The sequence below is a fragment of the Acidovorax sp. 62 genome (genome assembly GCF_002754495.1).
In the GTDB taxonomy this organism is placed as follows: domain Bacteria; phylum Pseudomonadota; class Gammaproteobacteria; order Burkholderiales; family Burkholderiaceae_C; genus Acidovorax.
On the sequence record NZ_PEFJ01000001.1, the window covers coordinates 1,707,400 to 1,726,904 of the forward strand.

The 19,505-nt window shown below is 64.4% G+C and carries 15 protein-coding genes; 4 read left to right on the top strand and 11 right to left on the bottom strand.

Annotated elements, in window-relative coordinates:
- Positions 1-725 precede the first annotated feature (725 nt).
- From phbB to CLU86_RS07615, 3 genes are all read right to left on the bottom strand, one after another.
- Complete coding sequence (phbB, locus tag CLU86_RS07605; protein WP_099655533.1) at positions 726-1,463, bottom strand: acetoacetyl-CoA reductase; 738 nt, start codon at positions 1,461-1,463, stop codon at positions 726-728.
- Positions 1,464-1,669: 206 nt separating this feature from the next.
- The gene (locus tag CLU86_RS07610) at positions 1,670-2,848 is read right to left on the bottom strand and encodes an acetyl-CoA C-acetyltransferase (RefSeq protein ID WP_099655534.1); all 1,179 of its coding nucleotides are present in this window, start codon (positions 2,846-2,848) and stop codon (positions 1,670-1,672) included.
- 103 nt (positions 2,849-2,951) lie between these two features.
- Positions 2,952-4,652: an alpha/beta hydrolase gene (locus CLU86_RS07615; protein WP_099741190.1), complete on the bottom strand. Its 1,701-nt coding sequence runs from the start codon at positions 4,650-4,652 to the stop codon at positions 2,952-2,954.
- A 104-nt stretch (positions 4,653-4,756) separates the two neighbouring features.
- Between CLU86_RS07615 and CLU86_RS07620 the strand changes: the two genes are divergently transcribed.
- Positions 4,757-5,083, top strand: coding sequence for a hypothetical protein (locus CLU86_RS07620; RefSeq protein ID WP_099741191.1), 327 nt, complete (start codon positions 4,757-4,759; stop codon positions 5,081-5,083).
- Here the strand turns inward: CLU86_RS07620 and CLU86_RS07625 are convergent.
- The 3 genes from CLU86_RS07625 to CLU86_RS07635 all read right to left on the bottom strand — a co-directional run bounded on the left by CLU86_RS07625 (position 5,003) and on the right by CLU86_RS07635 (position 7,043).
- On the bottom strand, positions 5,003-5,920 hold the full coding sequence (locus CLU86_RS07625) for a polyphenol oxidase family protein (protein WP_233194866.1): 918 nt from the start codon (positions 5,918-5,920) through the stop codon (positions 5,003-5,005). The two genes, CLU86_RS07620 and CLU86_RS07625, sit on opposite strands and share 81 nt — an antisense overlap.
- Positions 5,917-6,585 carry a maleylacetoacetate isomerase gene (maiA, locus tag CLU86_RS07630; protein ID WP_099655537.1) on the bottom strand — a complete coding sequence of 223 codons (669 nt, stop codon included), beginning with the start codon at positions 6,583-6,585 and terminating at the stop codon, positions 5,917-5,919. The genes CLU86_RS07625 and maiA overlap by 4 nt, the downstream gene beginning before the upstream one ends.
- A 77-nt stretch (positions 6,586-6,662) precedes the next feature.
- Complete coding sequence (locus CLU86_RS07635; RefSeq protein WP_233194868.1) at positions 6,663-7,043, bottom strand: MarR family winged helix-turn-helix transcriptional regulator; 381 nt, start codon at positions 7,041-7,043, stop codon at positions 6,663-6,665.
- Positions 7,044-7,326: 283 nt separating this feature from the next.
- Between CLU86_RS07635 and CLU86_RS07640 the strand changes: the two genes are divergently transcribed.
- From CLU86_RS07640 to CLU86_RS07650, 3 genes are all read left to right on the top strand, one after another.
- The gene (locus CLU86_RS07640) at positions 7,327-8,022 is read left to right on the top strand and encodes a fumarylacetoacetate hydrolase family protein (RefSeq protein ID WP_099741193.1); all 696 of its coding nucleotides are present in this window, start codon (positions 7,327-7,329) and stop codon (positions 8,020-8,022) included.
- 164 nt (positions 8,023-8,186) lie between these two features.
- Complete coding sequence (locus tag CLU86_RS07645; RefSeq protein ID WP_099655540.1) at positions 8,187-8,738, top strand: NUDIX hydrolase; 552 nt, start codon at positions 8,187-8,189, stop codon at positions 8,736-8,738.
- A gap of 10 nt (positions 8,739-8,748) precedes the next feature.
- Entirely contained in the window at positions 8,749-9,219 is a 471-nt protein-coding gene (locus tag CLU86_RS07650; RefSeq protein ID WP_143226680.1) for a hypothetical protein, read from the top strand.
- A 132-nt stretch (positions 9,220-9,351) separates the two neighbouring features.
- Here the strand turns inward: CLU86_RS07650 and CLU86_RS07655 are convergent, their stop codons facing one another.
- From CLU86_RS07655 to smc, 5 genes are all read right to left on the bottom strand, one after another.
- Positions 9,352-11,817: a penicillin-binding protein 1A gene (locus tag CLU86_RS07655; RefSeq protein WP_099741195.1), complete on the bottom strand. Its 2,466-nt coding sequence runs from the start codon at positions 11,815-11,817 to the stop codon at positions 9,352-9,354.
- Positions 11,818-12,016: 199 nt separating this feature from the next.
- Complete coding sequence (ligA, locus tag CLU86_RS07660; RefSeq protein WP_233194870.1) at positions 12,017-14,104, bottom strand: NAD-dependent DNA ligase LigA; 2,088 nt, start codon at positions 14,102-14,104, stop codon at positions 12,017-12,019.
- Positions 14,085-14,666: a hypothetical protein gene (locus tag CLU86_RS22590; protein WP_143226681.1), complete on the bottom strand. Its 582-nt coding sequence runs from the start codon at positions 14,664-14,666 to the stop codon at positions 14,085-14,087. The genes ligA and CLU86_RS22590 overlap by 20 nt, the downstream gene beginning before the upstream one ends.
- A complete protein-coding gene (locus CLU86_RS07665; protein ID WP_099741196.1) occupies positions 14,663-15,811 on the bottom strand; it encodes a cell division protein FtsZ in 1,149 nt (382 codons plus the stop codon). Before CLU86_RS07665 ends, CLU86_RS22590 begins: the two co-directional genes overlap by 4 nt.
- A 102-nt stretch (positions 15,812-15,913) precedes the next feature.
- Positions 15,914-19,438 (bottom strand): chromosome segregation protein SMC, encoded by a 3,525-nt coding sequence (gene smc, locus CLU86_RS07670; RefSeq protein WP_099741197.1) that lies wholly within the window; start codon positions 19,436-19,438, stop codon positions 15,914-15,916.
- Positions 19,439-19,505 lie beyond the last annotated feature (67 nt).

Consider the following 19,505-nt stretch of genomic DNA (forward strand, 5'->3'; position numbering starts at 1 on the left):
GCACCGCAATCTTGACCGCTTGGCCCGACGACGAACGCGATCGCAAACGCGCCCCAGCGCGCTGCTGAAGCGTTATGCGGCCCCTCACAGGACCGCTTTGCACCTGAACCTCCCCCTTCATTCCTTAAACCCCGCTCTGCGGGGTTTTTTATGTCTTACCGCCCAGCTGCCTTAAAAAATATTGCAGCAGCCTGTCAACCCAAGGTAAACGGTGTGCGTTGTAGGTCTATCTCAGGAGTTTTTCTCGTATGAACATCACTGCAATCACCACCGCTTGGCCCGACGACGAACGCGATCGCAAACGCGCTCCAGCCCGTTGCTGAAGCAGGATACCGTTCCCAAGAACGGATGCATTTTCAGATTACCTCCTTTCAAAACCCCGCTTTGCGGGGTTTTTTCATGGGCAGATGTGATGTCATTTTTCTGGATTGACCTGTCAACCGTCTGTTTCTAAGCCGCGTTAAAGATCCATCTAAGGAGCTTTTCAGCATGACAACCACCGTAATTTTGAACGCCTGGCCTGACGATGAACGCGATCGCAAGCGCGCTCCAGCCCACGCTTGACAACGAAAGTGCATCAATCCGCATGCGGTGTCATCTAAGCGCCCAATAAAAAACCCCGCTCAGCGGGGTTTTTTATTGGGCGCTTAGCCCTGTAGCTTAGGCGATGGCTGTGGGGTTCACTCAAAGAGCAGGCCCATACAGCACGCCCACCGGCATCGGCTTTAGCCCATGTGCAAGCCGCCATTCACGGAGAAGTCGGCCCCCGTGGCGTAGCCGCCCTCTTCCGAGGCCAGCCAGGCGATGATGGACGCGATTTCGCTGGGCTCACCCAGGCGCTTGACGGGCACGGTGGCCACAATTTTTTCCAGCACGTCCGGGCGAATGGCCTTGACCATGTCCGTACCGATGTAGCCAGGGCTCACAGTGTTCACCGTTACGCCCTTGGTGGCCAACTCTTGCGCCAAGGCCATGGAGAAGCCGTGCATGCCCGCTTTGGCTGCAGAGTAGTTGGTCTGGCCTGCTTGGCCCTTCTCGCCATTCACGCTGCTGATATTGATGATGCGGCCCCAGCCCTTTTCCACCATGTCGGCAACCACTTGCTTGGTCACGTTGAACATGCTGTTGAGGTTGGTTTCGATCACCGCATCCCAGTCTTCGCGAGACATTTTCAAGAACATGCGGTCACGGGTGATACCTGCGTTGTTCACCAGCACATCGATGGTGCCGTGCTCGGCCTTGGACTTGGAAAAGGCTTCCACAGTGGAATCCCAATCGCCCACATTGCCCACCGATGCGTAGAACGAGTACCCCAGAGCCTTTTGTTCTGCCAGCCATTTGCCATGGTCGCGTGTAGGGCCACAGCCAGCGATGACCTTGAAGCCATCTTTGTGCAAACGCTGGCAGATGGCGGTGCCAATGCCGCCCATGCCACCGGTTACATACGCTACTTTTTGGCTCATGCGATTTCTCCTTGTGTTAGTGATCTGCCTCGCACCACTCTACCCAAGATTTATGTGCTCCCAGTGCAGGTAAACACTGGGGCATGTGGTCTTTTTGAAAAAAAGCACGGAAACAGCTGAGCCGTCGCATGGCTACAACGGGCACGAAAAAGGCCGCGTACCTTGCACGGTGCGCGGCCTTGACACGATCAAGCCAGTCGAAGAACTTAGCGTTCCAGCGCCAACGAAACCCCCATGCCACCGCCGATACACAGTGCAGCCAAGCCCTTCTTGGCGTCACGGCGCTGCATTTCATGCAGCAGCGTCACCAGGATGCGGCAGCCAGAGGCACCAATGGGGTGGCCAATGGCGATGGCGCCACCGTTGACGTTGACCTTGGCAGGGTCAATGGCCAGTTCTTTGTTGACGGCGCAGGCTTGCGCAGCAAAAGCCTCGTTCAGCTCAAACAGATCGACATCGGCCGCATTCCAGCCTGCGCGCTGCAGCGCCTTGCGCGATGCGGGCACCGGGCCCATGCCCATGGTGGCGGGGTCCAGGCCGCTGGTGCCGAAGGCGGCAATGCGGGCCAGGGGTTTGAGGCCCAAGGCCGCAGCCTTTTTGGCGCTCATCACCACGACAGCGGCAGCGCCATCGTTGATGCCAGAGGCATTGCCCGCCGTCACGCTGCCAGCCTTGTCAAAGGCGGGGCGCAGGCCGGCCAGGGCTTCAGCGTTGGACTTGCGATTGATGAACTCGTCGGCATTGAACAGAATCGGGTCGCCCTTCTTCTGCGCCAGGCTCACGCCCACGATTTCATCGGCAAATTTGCCTGCGTCTTGCGCCGCTGCTGCCTTTTGCTGGCTGGCCAGGGCCAGGGCGTCCTGCATGTCGCGGGTGATGCCGTATTGCTTGGCCACGTTTTCGGCGGTGATGCCCATGTGGTATTGGTTGTAGACGTCCCACAGGCCGTCCACGATCATGGTGTCCACCATCTTCCAGTCGCCCATGCGCTGGCCGTCGCGCGAGCCATTGAGCACGTGGGGCGACAGGCTCATGTTTTCCTGGCCACCCGCCACAACGATCTCACTGTCGCCCCAGGCAACGGCCTGGGCCGCCAGCATCACGGCCTTCAGGCCAGATCCGCACACGGCGTTGATGGTCAGCGCCGGGGTTTCCTTGGCCACACCGGCCTTCATCATGGCCTGGCGTGCTGGGTTTTGCCCTACGCCAGCGGCCAGCACCTGGCCCATGATGACTTCACCAATCTGATCGGACGACAGCCCGGCGCGTGCGATGGCTTCACGGATCACCACAGCGCCCAACTCGGTCGCAGGCGTCTTGGCCAAAGAACCACCAAACTTGCCCACCGCAGTGCGGGCAGCAGAAACGATAACGATGTCTTCCATGAAAGTCCTTTCTAGGTGAATAGGTGCACAGACTGCGGCAGCAATTCAACGCTGCCGCAACCTGCGGGGGTTGTCTCGGTGAATATTCTCGCAGCCCTTCAAGTCAGGACTTTTGCTTAACGTAGCGGCCCGGCGCGGGCTCGATGGCCTTGAACTTGGCGCCCTTGCCGTAGGCCTTGGGGGCGGCAACCTGCTTGCCCGCATGGGCCTTGAGCCATGCAGACCAGTCGGTCCACCAGCTGCCGGGGTGCTCGGTGGCGCCGCTGAGCCATTGGTCCAACGTGGCGGGCAGTTTGCCGTCGGCACGTATCCAGTGGCTGCGCTTGTTTTTGGCGGGGGGGTTGATCACGCCTGCGATGTGCCCCGACGCGCCCATGACAAAGCGCTTTTTGCCTGGCAGCACCTGGGTGGAAGCATAGGCTGCGTTGATCGGCACGATATGGTCCTCGCGCGAGCCGTAGATGTACACCGGCAAGGTGAGCTGCCCCAGGTCCATCTTCTCGCCACACACGGTGAGCTTGCCGGGCTGCACCAGGTTGTTTTCAAGATAGAAATTACGCAGGTACCAGGCGTAAAACGGCCCTGGCAGGTTGGTGCTATCGCTGTTCCAGTAAAGCAAGTCAAACGGCGGCGGCGTTTCGCCCTTGAGGTAGTTGCCCACCACGTAGTTCCAAACCAGGTCATTGGGGCGCAAAAAGCTGAAGGTGGACGCCAGATCCTGCCCCTTCATCAGCCCACCCTGGCCCATCTGCAGCTCGCGGAACTTCACGAACGCCTCGTCGATGAACACATCCAGGATGCCGGTGTCGGTGAAATCGATCAGCGTGGTGAGGAAGGTGGCGCTGGCCACGGGCTCTTGCCCCCGCGCCGCCAGCACGGCCAGGGCATTGCTCAAGATGGTGCCCCCCACGCAAAAGCCCAGCGCGTTGATCTGATCGGCCCCGGTGATGCTCTGCACCACGTCAATCGCAGCCATGGCACCGTCTTCCACGTAGTCGTCCCAGGTCTTGTGGGCCAGCTCGTCGTGGGGGTTGCGCCAGCTCACCACAAAAGTGCGGTGGCCCTGCTCCACTGCGTAGCGGATGAGCGAGTTGTCGGGCTGCAGGTCGAGGATGTAGAACTTGTTGATGCAAGGCGGCACCAGCAAGAAGGGCCGCTCGTACACCTTGGCCGTGAGCGGCTTGTATTCAAGCAGTTGGAACAGCTCGTTCTCAAACACCACCGCGCCCTCGGTGGTGGCCACATTGCGCCCCACTTCAAACAGACTTTCGTCGGTCATCGACACATGGCCCTGGCGCAGGTCGTGCAGCAGGTTCTGCATGCCTTTGGCGATGCTCTCGCCCTTGGTCTCGATGGCTTTTTTCTGCGCCTCGGCATTGAAGGCCAGGAAGTTGCTGGGGGCCATGGCCGCCATCCACTGCTCCACGCCAAAACGGATGCGTGCCCGGGTTTTTTCGTCGCCTTCCACCGCGTCGGCCAGACCCATGAGGGTGCGCGCGTTGAGCAGGTAAGCGGCGGCTGAAAATGCCGCCACCGGGTTGCTGGCCCAGCCCTCACCGCTGAAGCGGCGGTCTTTCACCTCGGGCGTGCCTTGCAGGCTTTGAGCCCACAGCGCCTGGGCTTCTTTCATGTACTGATCTTGTAGCGCCTGCAGCTTGGCAGGGGCCAACTGCACGGAAGGCGCCTTGCCCGGAACGCCTCCTAAGTCCAGGTGCTGGAAGGATTGCAGTGCCTTGGCCCAGCTGTCTCCAAAGATCTGTTGGAATTGCTGGGCGCTTTGGGCCCAGAGTGCTTCAGAATTCATGCTGCTTCCTCAAAGGTTAGTCAGTCGCACGGGGCTTTGAAGTCATTGTTGCCCACTGCCTGGGGCATGGCAACCCGCATTCAGCGTTTCACCCACATACACCAATGTACCTTGTCCTTATTGCCTGGCTTTACGTGACCCTGATGATGGCGGTGGCCGAGGCCAGCAGCCCCACGGGCACCCTGTTTGGCGCCATCATGACCTTTGTGCTGTATGGCCTGCTGCCCATGGGCATCGTGGGCTACATCCTGGGCACGCCATCGCGCAAGCGGGCCATCAAGGCGCGTGAGATGGCAGAGCAAGCAGCCCATGAAGAAGCCCAGGCGCGCAAATCTGAGGAGGCAGCAGCTTCAGCCGCGCCAGATGCAAGCGGCCAGCCGCCCGCTGCCGCCGAGCACCGCAGTGTCCCGCCGGTGCGAAAAGAACCGTGACGACTGCGTGACGGTGCACCAGCCTGGGCTGCTGTCGTTGCCGTAGATGGCCGTGACGCCCAGGGCCTGCAAGCACAAACGGGCCAGCGCAGCCAGATCGGCCAGCCACTTGCCAGGCTGGGTGGGTGACGGGGCAAAACAGGTGGTGTATTGCGGCGCGTGGGCACAAAACGCCTCACGCACTTCAGCACCCACCTCAAACGCATGGGGCCCAATGCACGGCCCCAGCCAGGCCAGGGTGTCGGCAGCCGCAGCAGCAATCCCAGCCCCATCATTTGCTACATTTTTAATAGCTGCCTGCGCTTTTTCATTAAGCGCTAGCGCCGTATTTTGTTCAAAAACGGAGCGCATGGCAGACTCCAGAACCCCCACCCCACCCTGCCCCGCCAGCCCCCGCCAACCCGCGTGGGCTGCAGCCACCACCGCACCGCTGCGGTGGGCGAGCAGCACGGGCAGGCAATCGGCCACCATGATGGTGCAGACCACGCCCGGGTCGGTGGCCACGCAGGCATCGGCCTCGGTGCCATCGGGGGTGGATTCGCTCAGTGCGGCCACCGCTGTACCGTGCACCTGGCTCAAGAAAACGGGGCGGGCCCCCGGTGTGCGCTGGGCCAGCAAAGCTTGCAGCCGGGCGCGGTTGGCTTGCACGGCCTGCGGGTCATCGCCCACGTGGCTGCCCAGGTTCATGCTGGCGTAAGGCCCCTGGCTCACCCCGCCCGTGCGCGCCGTGCACAGGGCATGCACACCGGGCGGTGCAGGCCATTGGGGCACCAGCCAGTGCTCGGGCAGGGCCCATGCGGCAGGCTGTGTGGGCACAGCGTCTGTTGCGCGCGTCACGCCGCGTTGTCCGGGCAGGCCGAGGGCTGGGCTTGCTGAAATGCGGGCAAAGCCATGCACGCATCAAACGCCGCCATGGTCAGCGGCAAGCCGTCCAGGTTCACATCAAAGCGCTTGCCGTTGAAGATCTGCGGCACTAGGCAGCAGTCGGCCAGGGTGGGCGCATCGCCCCAGCAATACACCGACGGGGCCAGGCCAGCGGCAGCGCGCTCAGTGGCCAGCAGCACCAGTTGGCGCTCAAATGCCTCCAGCCCCTGGCGCACCCAGTGGCGGTACCAGGTGGTCTTGGCGTCTTCGTCTGCGCCCAGGGTGCCGGTCAGGTACTTGAGCACGCGGGGGTTGTTCAGCGGGTGGATCTCGCACGCCACCATTTGCGCCAGGGCGCGCACGCGGGCACGCGCCAGCGGGGTGCTGGGCAGCAGGGCGGGGCTGGGGTGCAACTCTTCCAAGTATTCCATGATGGCCATGGACTGGGGCAGCACGGCGCCTTCGTCCGTCACCAGCGCGGGCACCAGCGCATCGCCCACCAGGCTGGCATAGGCCGGGTCGCGGTGCTCGCCGCGCAGCAGGTGCACCGGCAGGTAGTCATACGGCAGGCCCTTGATGTGCAGCGCAATGCGCACACGGAAAGAGGCCGAAGAGCGAAAGTAGTTGTAGAGCTTCATGGTGAGTGGCCCATCGACAGGCAACAAAAGACGAAAGAAGGCGCGGTGGCGTGGACCGTCGCGGGGCGGCAGGCCTATCAGGTTGCGCAGGCACTGCCCCCCGGCAGGTTGCCGCTGAACACCAGCTTGGTCAGCAGCGCATTGAGCTGGCGTTGCTCTTCCGGCGTCAGGGGTGCCACCAGGCGCTCTTGCACCCGCTGGGCGGCGGGGCGCATTTTCAGCACGGCGGCTTCGCCCTCGGGGGTGATCCACAGCAGCTTGCGGCGGCGGTCCTGGGTGTCGGGCTCGCGCCGCACCCAGCCGCGGGCCTCCAGGCGGCCAATGACCGAGCCCGAGGTGGCCGCATCAAACGCCACGCGAGCAGCCAGTGTCACCTGGTCTTCGCCTGGCTGCTCCAGCAGCGCATGCAAGATGGCGAACTGCACAGGGGTCACATCAAAATCGGCGGCTTCTTCCATGAAAAGCGCCACCGACCGCTGGTGCGCCCGCCTGACCAGATGGCCTGGCGCGGTGTGTAAATCGAAGCTCTTTGGCATGCGCGCGAGTGTAGCGCCCCACCCTGGTGGCGATAGCCGCCCACAGCGGTGGCCCAAGCCCACTGCGAGGCTCGGGCGACAGCAAGCCAGCGCAGCCCGTGGCACACTGCAAAGTCCTTGCAAACGACATGGCTGCAGCCCATGCTTTGCCCCCGTTTTCAGACCGCATTCAACACACAACCAGCAATAACCAGGAAAGGCAGACATGAGCTACGTATTTCAACCGGCCGCCGTCATCAGCGTGCCCGTGGTGGGCAGTGGTGCACAGTTTCCCGTGCACCGCATTTATTGCGTGGGCCGCAATTACGAAGAGCACGCCAAAGAGATGGGCTTCACCGGCCGGGAGCCGCCCTTCTTCTTCATGAAGCCTGCCGACGCCATCGTGTACACCGCCCCCGGCGAAACCACGCCCCTGCCCTACCCCAGCCTCACGGCCAACCTGCACCATGAGATTGAGCTGGTGGTGGCCATTGGCAAAGGCGGCAAGAACATCGCCGCAGCCGATGCCCTGCAGCACATCTACGGCTACGCCGTGGGCCTGGACATGACCCGCCGCGACCTGCAAAACGACATGAAAAAGCAGGGCCGCCCCTGGTGCATTGGCAAAGGGTTTGACCACAGCGCCCCCATCGGCCCCATCACCCCCGCAGCGCAGGCGGGCGACGTGGGCCGGGCCGCCATATGGCTGCAGGTCAATGGCGCAGACCGCCAGCGCAGCACCGTGGCCCAGCTGATCTGGAACATTGCCGAAACCATCGAGCACCTCTCCACTGCTTGGGAGCTGCAGCCCGGCGACCTCATCTACACCGGCACCCCTGAAGGCGTGGGCGCCGTAGTGACTGGCGATGTGCTGGAAGGTGGGGTGGACGGCCTGGGCAGCATCCGCCTGAAGCTGGTGTAAACCAGCCTGGGGCTGGCAGCGATTTTGAAGCGCCACGCCAGCCCCCATGCGTGCAGCCAGGCCGGCCTGCGCAGCGCATCCCTTTGCCTATGGCACTACACATTTCATAGCTGGCAGCGCTTATTCAACAAGCGCTGCGGGCCGATTTGATTCAAAATCCCCGCATGACCTTTCGCAGCCCCATCAAACACTGCCGCAACTGCGGCACCGCCGTGGTGTACCGCCAGCCCGACGATGGCGACACCAAGCTGCGTGCCGTGTGCCCCGCCTGCCACACCGTGCACTACGAAAACCCGCTGAACGTGGTCGGCACCGTGCCCGTGCTGGCTGATGGCCGCGTGCTGCTGTGCAAGCGCAACATCGAGCCGCGCTGGGGCAAGTGGACGCTGCCCGCAGGCTTCATGGAGCTGGACGAAACCACCGCCCAAGGCGCCGCCCGCGAAACCGACGAGGAAGCCGGTGCGCAGATCGAGATGGGCCCGCTTTTCAGCGTGCTGAACGTGCCCCGCGTGGGACAAGTGCACTTTTTCTACCGCGCCAGCTTGCTCAGCGAGCAGTTCAACCCCGGCTTTGAAACCATCGAAGCGCGCCTGTTCACTGAAGACGAAGTGCCATGGGACGAGATCGCCTTTCGCACCGTCAAGGAAACGCTGCAGGCCTACTTTGCCGACCGCAAGGCGGGGGCGTTTGGGCTGCATTGCATTGACATTGAGTGAGAGGCTGCGCGTGCCGATGCGCCACACCCACAGCATCATGGTGAAACAGGCATGGGTGGTGGCAGGCTTGGCGATCCATGCCTTCGCCAGTGCCGCAACCCCCTGCACGGGCATAGACCGGTCACTCTCGGCAGCCCAGCAGCGCAACTACGCAGTCGCCATAGAGCAGCACCTCAACCAGCAACTCGGCCCAGAGGTGCAGCAGAAAATCACCACGGCGCCGCAAGACGTCCGACAGGTTTTTCGGCTGGGCACGTGGCATATCGTCTACGTCCACACCCATGTGTCTGACGAACCCTTTTTGTTCTACCCGCAGCCACCCGACAAGGCCGCAGCCTACGTCACCGCCTGGGCTGGTAGTGCTGCCTCTGACGAGGCTCCCAGCATTCGCGCTTGGCTGCGCAAGAACGCGCCGGGCATCCCACCAAAGCTGGCCCGGTGTTTTGCATGGCAGGTCACCGCAGCCAGGGACGTGCAGTGATCGGGTGCAGGCCTAAGAACCTGTTCAAAACACCAGTTCATAGAACGCGTTCAAGGGACAAGTACACCCCCTCACACCATCAACAGTGCGGTTGAAAAGGGCGCAGCGTGCAACACCAGCGCGCCGGTGCCCTCACTGGTCTCCGTCGCGCGCGGGCCGCTCGGTAGCTGAAGGCACCACCACCCCAGGCACCGGGTTGGCCGCAGCCTCGGTCGGCGTCAGCGGCACCTGGCCGCCGAACACGGCACCGCCCTGGCCCCCCTGACCACTTTGCCCTCCCGTTGCGCCAGTCCCTGGTGCGCCCGGTGTGTACGGATCGCCATCGCGGATCACCGGCGGCAGTGACCCAGGGGGCATGGGCTGAGACGGCTGCGGAACAGGGTCCGTCCCCACCTCGGGCGGCGGCGGCACATCGCGGCCAAACAAATCGCGCACCCAGCTGCGCACACCGTTCATGGCATCGCCCAGCACGCTGGGGGCTTCCTCGTCGATAAAGCGGTCGCGGCCGTCCAGGGTGTTGGTGCGGAAGGCCTGCTGCAAAAATTCGCCCACCATGGGCAGCGCGCTGTGGGCGCCCTGGCCCCAGTAGTCGCTGCGCAGGGTGATGCGCCCATCGTTAAAGCCGACCCAGGCACCCGCCACCACGCGGGGGTTCAGGGCGATGAACCAGCCATCGGTGTTGTCTTGCGTGGTGCCGGTTTTGCCCGCCAAGTCAGCGCGCAGGCCGTAGCGGCTGCGCAGGGCCGCGCCCGTGCCCCGATCGATGGTGCCGCGCATGGCGTTGCGCAGGGTTTGGGCGGCCTGCAAAGGCATGGCCTGCTCGGGAGCGGGCGGGGCAAAGGTCTGCAACACCTTGCCGTGGCGGTCTTCAATGCTGGTGATGAGGATGGGCTCGATGTAGCGGCCCGCATTGGCAATGCTGCTGTAGGCCGTGACCATTTCGCGCAGCGTGACGGGGCTAGTGCCCAGGGCCAGCGATGGCACTTCTTCGAGCTTGCTTTCGCGCACGCCCATGGCGCGGGCCAGCTCGGCCACGCGCTGGGGGCCCACCTTGTACATGACCTGGGCGGTGATGGTGTTCTTGGAGAACGCCAGGCCGTCGGCCAGCGTCATGGGGGCGTTGCTGGGCGCGCCGCCATCGGTGGGGCGCCACACCTGGTTGCCGCCCAGCGGAATCTCCACCGCCTCGTCCATCAGCTCGTCGGTGGGCAGCGCGCCTTGCATGAAGGCCGCGCCGTACACAAAGGGCTTGAAGGTGGAGCCAGGCTGGCGGCGGGCAGCCTGCACATGGTCGAACGGGTCGGCCGCAAAGTCGCGGCTGCCCACCCAGGCCAGCACATGGCCGGTGACCGGGTCCATGGCCATGAAGCCGGCCTGCACGCGGGTTTTTTCCTGCTTCAGCGCGGCCATGAAGCGGCTGTCTGCCAGCAAGGTTTTGAGGGCCTCGTCCGGCGGCGCGCCTTCGGCCAGCGCGTTGCGGTAGTCGTTGGTCTCACGCACCAGCGTGTGCACCAGCTCGCTCTTGGGGTTCCAGCCGTTGCGGGCCGACCAGGCATTGTCCGCAATGCCTTGCAACTGGCGGCCTTGGCGCGCCACGGCCTGGTTGGCAATGGCCTGCAGGCGCGAGTCAATGGTGGTTCGCACGATGAGCCCATCGGCATGCAGGCTGTAGCCGTTGGCATCGGCCCAGGCAATGAGCTGCTTGCGCAACTGCTGCGCAAAGTGCGGGGCCAGGCCCATGGCCTCGGTCTGGCGCTCAAAGTCGATGCGCAAGGGGCGCTTTTGCAGGGCGGCCAGCTTGTCTTGCTCCAGCTTGTCGCGCTTGACCATTTGCGCCAGCACGATATTGCGCCGCGCCTGCGAGCGCTCGGGCTGCGTCACGGGGTTGTAGTAGGCCGTGCCCTTGAGCATGCCAATCAGCGTGGCGCTTTCCAGCAGGTTGAGCTTGTCGGCCGACTTGTCGAAATACGTGCGAGCGGCCATTTCGATGCCGTAGGCGTTGTACAAAAACGGCACGGTGTTGAGGTAGGTCTCCAGGATTTCATCCTTGGAGTACGCCCATTCGATCTTGAAGGCAGTGATGGCCTCCTTGAGCTTGCGCGTGAGGGTGCGCGAGCGGCCGATTTCTTCCGGGAACAGGTTGCGCGCCAGCTGCTGCGTGATGGTGGAGCCGCCCTGCGGATCGCCCCGCAGCGTGTGCAGCACCGACGACGCGGTACGCCGAAAGTCCATGCCCGAGTGCTCGTAAAAGCGGTGGTCTTCGGTGGCAATCAGGGCATTGACCACGTGGGGCGAGATGCGGTTCAGCGCCACCCATTCGCGGTTGGCCCAGCGGTACTCGGCCAGCACCTTGCCGTCCACCGACAAGAGCTGCGCGGGCCGCTCGGTCTTGGCCTTGGTGATGTCGGCAATCGACGGGGTGAACGGGATGAGCAGCAGCGTGTACACCGCCAGCAGCACCGGCAGGGCCAGCACCAGCCAAAGCCAGGTGTGCCAGCTGCGGGGCTGGAAGCGGGCCCAAAGGGTGCGCAGGGTTTGCAGCACCCAGCGCGCCCCAGCCAGCAGGCCCGTGCGCAATGTGGAGAGAAAACGGAGCATGGTTCATTTCAACCCGGATGGGGCTGCGCGATAGAGGGAGATAGGGGATGCGCCAAGGAGCGCCCTGGCTTCGACAGGCTCAGCCCGAACGGTGGGGAGTCAGCGGGGCCATCGCATGGGGGCCAGGTTGCACAGCCAAGGCGCGCCAAGCCATGTGGACACGGCCTGATCGCGGCCCAAACAGCATAAGCCGCCACACTCACGCGGCACCGCCCTCGCCCGCACCGGCCAGCAGCGCCAGCATGCCTGCCTCGTCCAGCACAGGCACGCCCAGCTCCTCGGCCTTGGCGAGCTTGCTGCCGGCCTCTTCCCCTGCCACCACGTAGCTGGTCTTTTTGCTGACCGAGCCCGACACTTTGGCGCCTGCGGCTTCCAGCATGTCTTTGGCCGCATCGCGGCTGAGCGTGGGCAAGGTGCCCGTCAGCACAATGGTCTTTCCTGCCAGCACCTGCGGGCCGCGTTCGGTGGGGGCGCCCTCGGGCCAGGTCACGCCGCAGGCGCGCAGTTGCTCCACCACCTCGCGGTTGTGGGGCTGCTGGAAGAAGGTGTGCACGCTGCGCGCCACGATGGGGCCCACATCGGGCACTTGCAGCAGTTGCTCCTCGGTGGCAGCCGATGCGGCGTCCACCCCCATCAGCGCATCGAGCGTGCCAAAGTGCTTGGCCAGGTCTTTGGCGGTGGACTCGCCCACATGCCGAATGCCCAGCGCAAACAAAAAGCGCGGCAGCGTGGTTTGCTTGGACTTTTCCAGCGCGGCCAGCAGGTTCAGGGCCGACCGGTCGGCCATGCGCTCGAGCATCACCAACGCACTCAGGCCCAGGCGGTACAGGTCGGGCAGCGTGCGGATCACGTTGGCATCCACCAGCTGGTCCACCAGCTTGTCGCCCAGGCCCTCCACATCCATGGCGCGGCGGGCGGCAAAGTGCAGGATGGCCTCTTTGCGCTGGGCAGCGCAAAACAGGCCGCCCGTGCAGCGGTGGTTGGCCTCGCCTTTTTCACGCACCACCTCGCTGCCGCAAATAGGGCACTGCCGGGGCATGCGGAAGTTGTGGACATAGGCTGGGCGCGGGCCGGACGCCATCACGCCCACCACTTCAGGAATCACATCGCCCGCACGGCGCACGATGGCGGTGTCGCCCACGCGCACCTTCTTTTTGCGGATTTCAAACACGTTGTGTAGCGTGGCGTTCGTCACCGTCACACCACCCACAAACACCGGCGCCAGGCGTGCCACGGGCGTGAGCTTGCCGGTGCGGCCCACCTGGATGTCGATGCCCTCGATGCGGGTCGCCATCTCTTGCGCGGGGTACTTGTGCGCCACGGCCCAGCGTGGCTCGCGGGTCTTGAAGCCCAGGTCGCGCTGCAACTGCAGCGCGTTGACCTTGTAGACCACGCCGTCGATGTCGTAGGGCAATGCATCGCGGCTGGCGCCCACCTGCTGGTGAAACGCTACCAATTCCGTAGCACCTTGCGCAATCTGCACCTGCGCTGCGACCGGAAAACCCCAAGATTTCAGAGTCTGCAGCATCTCGTAATGCGTGCGGAACACCGGCCCGCCCTGGTCGGGCGGCGTGATGGCGCCCAGGCCGTAGGCGAAAAAGCTCAGCGGGCGCTGGGCGGTGATGTTCGAATCCAGCTGGCGCACCGCCCCCGCAGCGGCGTTGCGCGGGTTCACAAAGGTCTTGCCACCCTGCTCGCGCTGGCGCTCGTTCAGGGCATCAAAGTCGGCCCGGCGCATGTAAACCTCGCCACGCACTTCCAGCACTGGGGGCACGCCCTCGGGCAAGCTCAACGGGATCTGGCGAATGGTGCGGATGTTGTGCGTCACGTCCTCACCCACCTCGCCATCGCCCCGCGTGGCGGCCTGCACCAAGCGGCCCTTTTCATAACGCAGGCTCATCGCCAGGCCATCAAACTTGGGCTCGGCCACGTATTCAATCGCGGGGTCGGCCTCGCTCAGCCCCAGCTCGCGCCGCACGCGGGCATCAAACGCCTGCGCGCCCGTGGCCTCGGTGTCGGTCTCGGTGTGGATGCTGAGCATGGGCACCACATGGCGCACCGAGGCCAATCCCTCCATCACCGCGCCAATCACGCGCTGCGTGGGCGAATCGGGGGTCAGCAGGTGCGGGTGCGCAGCCTCCAATGCCTGCAACTCGCGGAACACGCGGTCGTATTCGGCGTCGGGCACGGTGGGCTCGTCCAGCACGTAGTACTGGTGCGCCCATGCGTTGAGCTGTTGGCGCAGCGCGGCTGCTTGGAGTTGCGGATCAGTCAGCACGGAGGACACCAGAGAGTTGAAGAGGTTCTTCTATTTGAATAGGGATGGATGCGGGTAGTTTCCGCTGCAAGAAATCGACGATTCGTTCTTCTAAGCGGCCCTGTTGAAGCAGTACTTGGATGGGATAGCCCTCATGCGGATAAAACGCAACTAATCGACTTCGCGCCTTACCGTGCACCACCACAGCCTTCACGTCAGATAGGCGCACAACTTTCAATCGCTGCGACAAAAAGGTGGTGAACGACACCGAAATCGATGACTCATCCACCCGGACCAAGGGTCGTCCTAATGCTCCAAATTTTCGATGCGCTACCCAGAAATAAAGCCCTCGCATGGCCATAAGGGCTGCATACCCAAGGGCTAAATAGCTAGGCTTTCCGCGCGTCACAGACCACCAGTAAATGCCAGTTATAGCTGCGGCCGCAAAGATATAGGCACACAACGCCAGCCGCTGAGGCACAGGGCGATAAAGCCCTTCGACCGTCTCGACTAAAGGTGGAGAAAAGATATGCCACCAGCGCATACGCGTTCTTTCGACCGTCGTGCGTTGAAAGAAGCCGTTGCCGGTCAACTGAACAACCGCCGTGCCAAAACCGACCCTGCCGACAAATCGCGCGCATCGAGCTGGTCGTACAACAGTTCCAGATCGGCGGCAATCGGGTCCATGGCCATGGCGGGCAGGGGCTGGCCGTTTTGGTCGCACAGCACGCCGTCCATGGCCTGGGCCAGGGCGGCGCCCACGTCGCGCAGGCGGGCAAAGGGTTGTTCGGTGCGGTGCACCTGGGCCACGTCCAGGCTCAGGCTGATGTCGCGGATGGCAGATTGGTCTGGGTCGTCAGCCAGGGCGGCCTGCGTGTCGTAGCCCAGGGTGAGCACGGGCGGCAGGCCCGGCGCGCTGGCGGGCAGCACCAGGCGCCCGGGCATGGAGCCCACAACAAAGCCCACACGGGCAGCGTTTTGCAGCAGGTAGCCAGGGCTCCAGGCGGCCTGGCGGGCGCGCAGCATGAACATGAGTTGCGCGTCGTGGTCGCTGGCGAACTGGTCCAGCTCGCGGGCGCGGGCCACTTCCTGCAGCATGTCGGGGAAGTCCGGGGCAGCGTTGATGGCGTCGGCAAAGCCCTGGGCCTTCATCACGAATTCAGAAAACTCGATTTCGTTGAGCGCGCCCATGCGGTTGGCCAGTTGCACCCCGGCCTGGAAGCTGCGGTAGCGCTGGCCGGGCGCGGGGGTCTCCCACTGCTGGGTGGCGTCGTTCAGGCCTTCAATGGCGAAGGGCTTGCTGCCCGCGCGGCGCGTGGGGGGCAAGGCGACCAATGCGGCGTCGCCAGACACGAGGTGCTCCAGTTGCAACGCAGCGATGACGTCGATCAGCGGGTCCAGCCCCGGGCGGCGCTCCAGCGTGGGCAAGGGGGCGGGCATGCGCAGGGCATCGTCCGCGTCCACGGCATGTTCGTGGGGTTCGGGCCCACGGTCCAGGCCCGCATAGCTGGCAACGGCGTCCGGGCCCAGGTCTGCGTCCAGTGATGGCTCTTGGCGCAGCGTGGGCTCGGTCAGGGCGTCGCCCGCACCGGGTGTGGATGCGTGGCTGCCGTGGGCGTCCGGTGGCAGGGCTTTTTTGGGTGCGTTGCGGTGCAGGGTCCAGGCGTTGTAGGCCACGATGGCCGCCAGCACCAGCCCACCGGTGATTGCCAGACTCAGTAACAGGGATGAGTTCATGGGGTCAGTTCAAATCGATAGGACTTGCACAAGCGGGGATGCCGTACGGACCTTGCTTTGCGGCAGGCCGGTGGACTGAGCCTTGTTGTGCGTCCGTCATGGTCAAGCATCGGCCATGGACAGGGCGGACTCCATGTCCACCGCCACGATGCGCGAGACGCCTTGTTCCTGCATGGTCACGCCGATCAGTTGCTCAGCCATTTCCATGGCGATCTTGTTGTGGCTGATGAACAGGAACTGGGTGCTTTTGCTCATGCTGGAGACCAGCTTGGCGTAGCGTTCGGTGTTGGCATCGTCCAGCGGCGCGTCCACCTCGTCCAGCAAGCAAAACGGCGCGGGGTTGAGCTGGAAGATGGCAAACACCAGCGCAATCGCCGTGAGTGCTTTTTCACCGCCCGAGAGCAGGTGAATGGTCTGGTTCTTTTTGCCGGGCGGCTGCGCCATCACCTGCACGCCCGAGTCGAGGATTTCATCGCCGGTGATGATGAGCTTGGCCTGCCCGCCGCCGAACAGCTCGGGGAACATGCGGCCAAAGTGCCCGTTCACCGTCTCGAACGTGCCCGACAGCAACTGGCGCGTTTCGCCATCGATCTTGCGGATCGCGTCTTCCAGTGTGTTCATGGCCTCGGTCAGGTCGGCCGTTTGCGCGTCCAGGAACACCTTGCGCTCACGCGCCAGGTTCAGCTCATCGAGCGCGGCCAGGTTGACGGCGCCCAACGCGGCAATCTCGCGGTGCAGGCGGTCGATTTCGCCTTGCAGGCCTTGCATGCGCACATTGCCATCGGCAATGGACTGGGCCACGGCCTCCAGGTCGGCCTGGGCGTCGGTCAGCAGCGTGGTGTATTGCTCCAGGCCCAGGCGCGCGGCCTGTTCCTTGAGCTGGAAATCGGTGATGCGCTGGCGCAATGGGTCGAGCGCGCGTTCGAGTTGCATGCGGCGCTCGTCGCTGCCGCGCAGCTTGGCCGTCAGGTCGTCGTATTCGCTGCGCTGGGCAGACAGGGCTTTTTCGCGCTCCATCTTCAAGTCCAGCGCCTGCTGCAGGCCGCCCTTAGCCGCGGCGTCTGACAGGCGGGCCAGCTCATCGCGGGCGCGCTGCTGCTCGTCCGTCAGGGCTGTGGCCTGCTGGGTGGCTGTTTCGATGGAGCGGTTCAGCTCCGCGCGGCGCGCTTCCAGGCTGCGCTGCGAGAAGGTGGCCTCTTGCACCTGGCGCTCGAGCATGCGCTGCTGCTCGCGGCAGGCGTTCAGCTTGCGCTCGGTCTCGATCACGCGGTCGCCCAGCTGGGCTTCGCGCTCCTGGCTATCGGCCAGTTGCATGTCCAGCTCTTCAAAGCGGGCCTCGGCGGCCACGCGGCGCTCTTGCAGGTCGGCCAGTTGGGCTTCCACCTCGGCAATGTCTGCGCCAATTTGCTCGCTGCGCGCACGGGTTTGCTCGGCCAGTTGCGTCAGGCGCAGGGTTTCCACCTGCAGCTCGTGGGCGCGGCTTTGGGCCTCGGTGGCCTCGCGGCGGGCAGCCACCAGGCGCTGCGATGCGTCGGCGTAGGCGGCCTCGGCGCGGACCAGCGCGGTGCGCGATTCGTCGGCAATCAGGGCCTGGGCGCGCAGTTCTTTTTCGAGGTGCTCAATCTCTTGCGCGCGCGCCAGCAGGCCCGATTGTTCGGAGTCTTGCGCGTAAAAGCTCACGCTGTGGCTGCTGACAGCGTGGCCCGTGGGCACATAGATCACTTCGCCGGGCTGCAGGCTGGCGCGGCGGTTGAGGGCCTCGTCCAGCGTCTGGGCAATGGTGCAGCCCTGCAGCCAGTCGGTCAGCACGGCGCGCAGGCTGGCGTCGTTGATGCGCAGCAGGTCCGCCAGGCGGGTGTGTGCGCCCGTGGGCTCGGGCACCCCGGCGGCGGGGGCGCTGTAGAAGGCCAGGCGGGCCGGGGGAGCATCGCTTTCGTTCGAGCCGAGAAAGCCGCGCACCATGTCCAGGCGGCCCACTTCCAGCGCGCCCAGGCGTTCGCGCAGGGCGGCTTCCAGGGCGTTCTCCCAGCCGGGCTCGATGTGGATGCGGCTCCACAGGCCCTGCATGCCATCGAGGCCGTGCTTGGCCAGCCAGGGGCGCAGCTTGCCGTCGGTCTTGACCTTTTCCTGCAGCGCCTTGAGGGCTTCCATGCGGGCTGACAGGTCGGTCTGGCGGGCGCTTTCGGTGTTCACGTCCTGCTGGCGGGCGCGGCGGTCGTCGTCCAGCTGGGGCACGCTCTCTTGCAGCTCGGCCAGGCGGGCTTCGGTGGTTTCGGCAAGTTCCTGCGCGGCGTCAAGCTGGCTGCGCAGGTTGATGAGGCGGGCTTCGTCGGGCGCGGCCAGGGCGTTGCGGTCGGTGCGCAGGCGCTCGTAGCGGGTGTCGAGCTGGCGGCTTTGCTCGTCAATGCTGCGCTGCTCTGCGGCCAGCACGCCAATTTGCTGCTGCACCTGCACCACGCTGGCACGCTGCTCGCTGGCGCGGCTTTGGGCCTGGCGCAGGGCTTCTTCCAGGTCGGGCAGTTGCATGGCCTGCTCTTCCATCTGGGCGGCCAGCAGCTCGGCACGCTCTTCGGCGTCCACGCCCGCACCGGCCAGGTTCTCCAGCTCGATGTCGGCTTCTTCTTTGCGCGACTGCCACTGGGCGATCTGCTCGGCCAGGGTGACCAGGCGCTGCTCCACACGCACACGGCCTTCGACCACGTAGCGGATCTCGGCTTCGAGCCGCCCCACTTCGGCCGTGGCCTCGTACAGCTTGCCTTGCGCCTGGTTGACCTGGTCGCCCGCAGCGTAGTGCGCCTGGCGGATGGTTTCGAGGTCAGATTCGACAGCGCGCAGGTCGGCCATGCGCGATTCGAGGTCGTTCACGGCCTGCAGGCCATCCAGGCGCACCTTGGTCTGCTCGGCCTCGGCGTCGGCGCGTTTCAAGAACCACTGCTGGTGCTGCTTGAGGGTGGCGTCAGCGTTTAGCGCGTTGTATTTGGCGGCCACCTCGGCCTGCTTTTCGAGCTTTTCGAGGTTGGCGTTGAGCTCGCGCAGGATGTCTTCCACCCGCGTGAGGTTTTCCCGCGTGTCGGCCAGGCGGTTTTCCGTCTCGCGGCGGCGCTCTTTGTATTTGGAGACCCCGGCCGCTTCTTCGAGGAACAGGCGCAACTCTTCAGGGCGGCTTTCGATGATGCGGCTGATGGTGCCCTGCCCGATGATGGCGTAGGCGCGTGGGCCCAGGCCCGTGCCCAGAAACACGTCCTGCACGTCGCGGCGACGCACGGGCTGGTTGTTCAGAAAGTAGCTGCTGGTGCCGTCGCGGGTGAGCACGCGGCGCACGGCCACCTCGCCGTATTGGCCCCACTGGCCGCCTGCGCGGTGGTCGGAGTTGTCAAACACCAGCTCCACGCTGGCGCGGCTGGCCTGCTTGCGCGTGGTGGTGCCGCTGAAGATCACATCCTGCATGCTCTCGCCACGCAGCTCGCTGGCCTTGCTCTCGCCCAGCACCCAGCGCACCGCATCCATGATGTTGGATTTGCCGCAGCCATTCGGCCCCACCACACCGACCAGTTGCCCGGGCAGCATGAAGTTGGTGGGTTCAGCGAACGACTTGAAGCCGGAGAGCTTGATGGAGGTAAGACGCACGGGTCAGGCAGATGGGGCTGGGGGCAAGGACAACGGCGAAAACGGCGCGCACAACGCCAATGGCGCT

Bases quoted from the DNA above. Each gene is read 5' to 3' on its own strand.
- phbB (WP_099655533.1), bottom strand. From the start codon at position 1,463: ATGAGCCAAAAAGTAGCGTATGTAACCGGTGGCATGGGCGGCATTGGC.
- CLU86_RS07610 (WP_099655534.1), bottom strand. From the start codon at position 2,848: ATGGAAGACATCGTTATCGTTTCTGCTGCCCGCACTGCGGTGGGCAAG.
- CLU86_RS07615 (WP_099741190.1), bottom strand. From the start codon at position 4,652: ATGAATTCTGAAGCACTCTGGGCCCAAAGCGCCCAGCAATTCCAACAG.
- CLU86_RS07620 (WP_099741191.1), top strand. From the start codon at position 4,757: ATGTACCTTGTCCTTATTGCCTGGCTTTACGTGACCCTGATGATGGCG.
- maiA (WP_099655537.1), bottom strand. From the start codon at position 6,585: ATGAAGCTCTACAACTACTTTCGCTCTTCGGCCTCTTTCCGTGTGCGC.
- CLU86_RS07635 (WP_233194868.1), bottom strand. From the start codon at position 7,043: ATGGAAGAAGCCGCCGATTTTGATGTGACCCCTGTGCAGTTCGCCATC.
- CLU86_RS07640 (WP_099741193.1), top strand. From the start codon at position 7,327: ATGAGCTACGTATTTCAACCGGCCGCCGTCATCAGCGTGCCCGTGGTG.
- CLU86_RS07645 (WP_099655540.1), top strand. From the start codon at position 8,187: ATGACCTTTCGCAGCCCCATCAAACACTGCCGCAACTGCGGCACCGCC.
- CLU86_RS07655 (WP_099741195.1), bottom strand. From the start codon at position 11,817: ATGCTCCGTTTTCTCTCCACATTGCGCACGGGCCTGCTGGCTGGGGCG.
- CLU86_RS07665 (WP_099741196.1), bottom strand. From the start codon at position 15,811: ATGAACTCATCCCTGTTACTGAGTCTGGCAATCACCGGTGGGCTGGTG.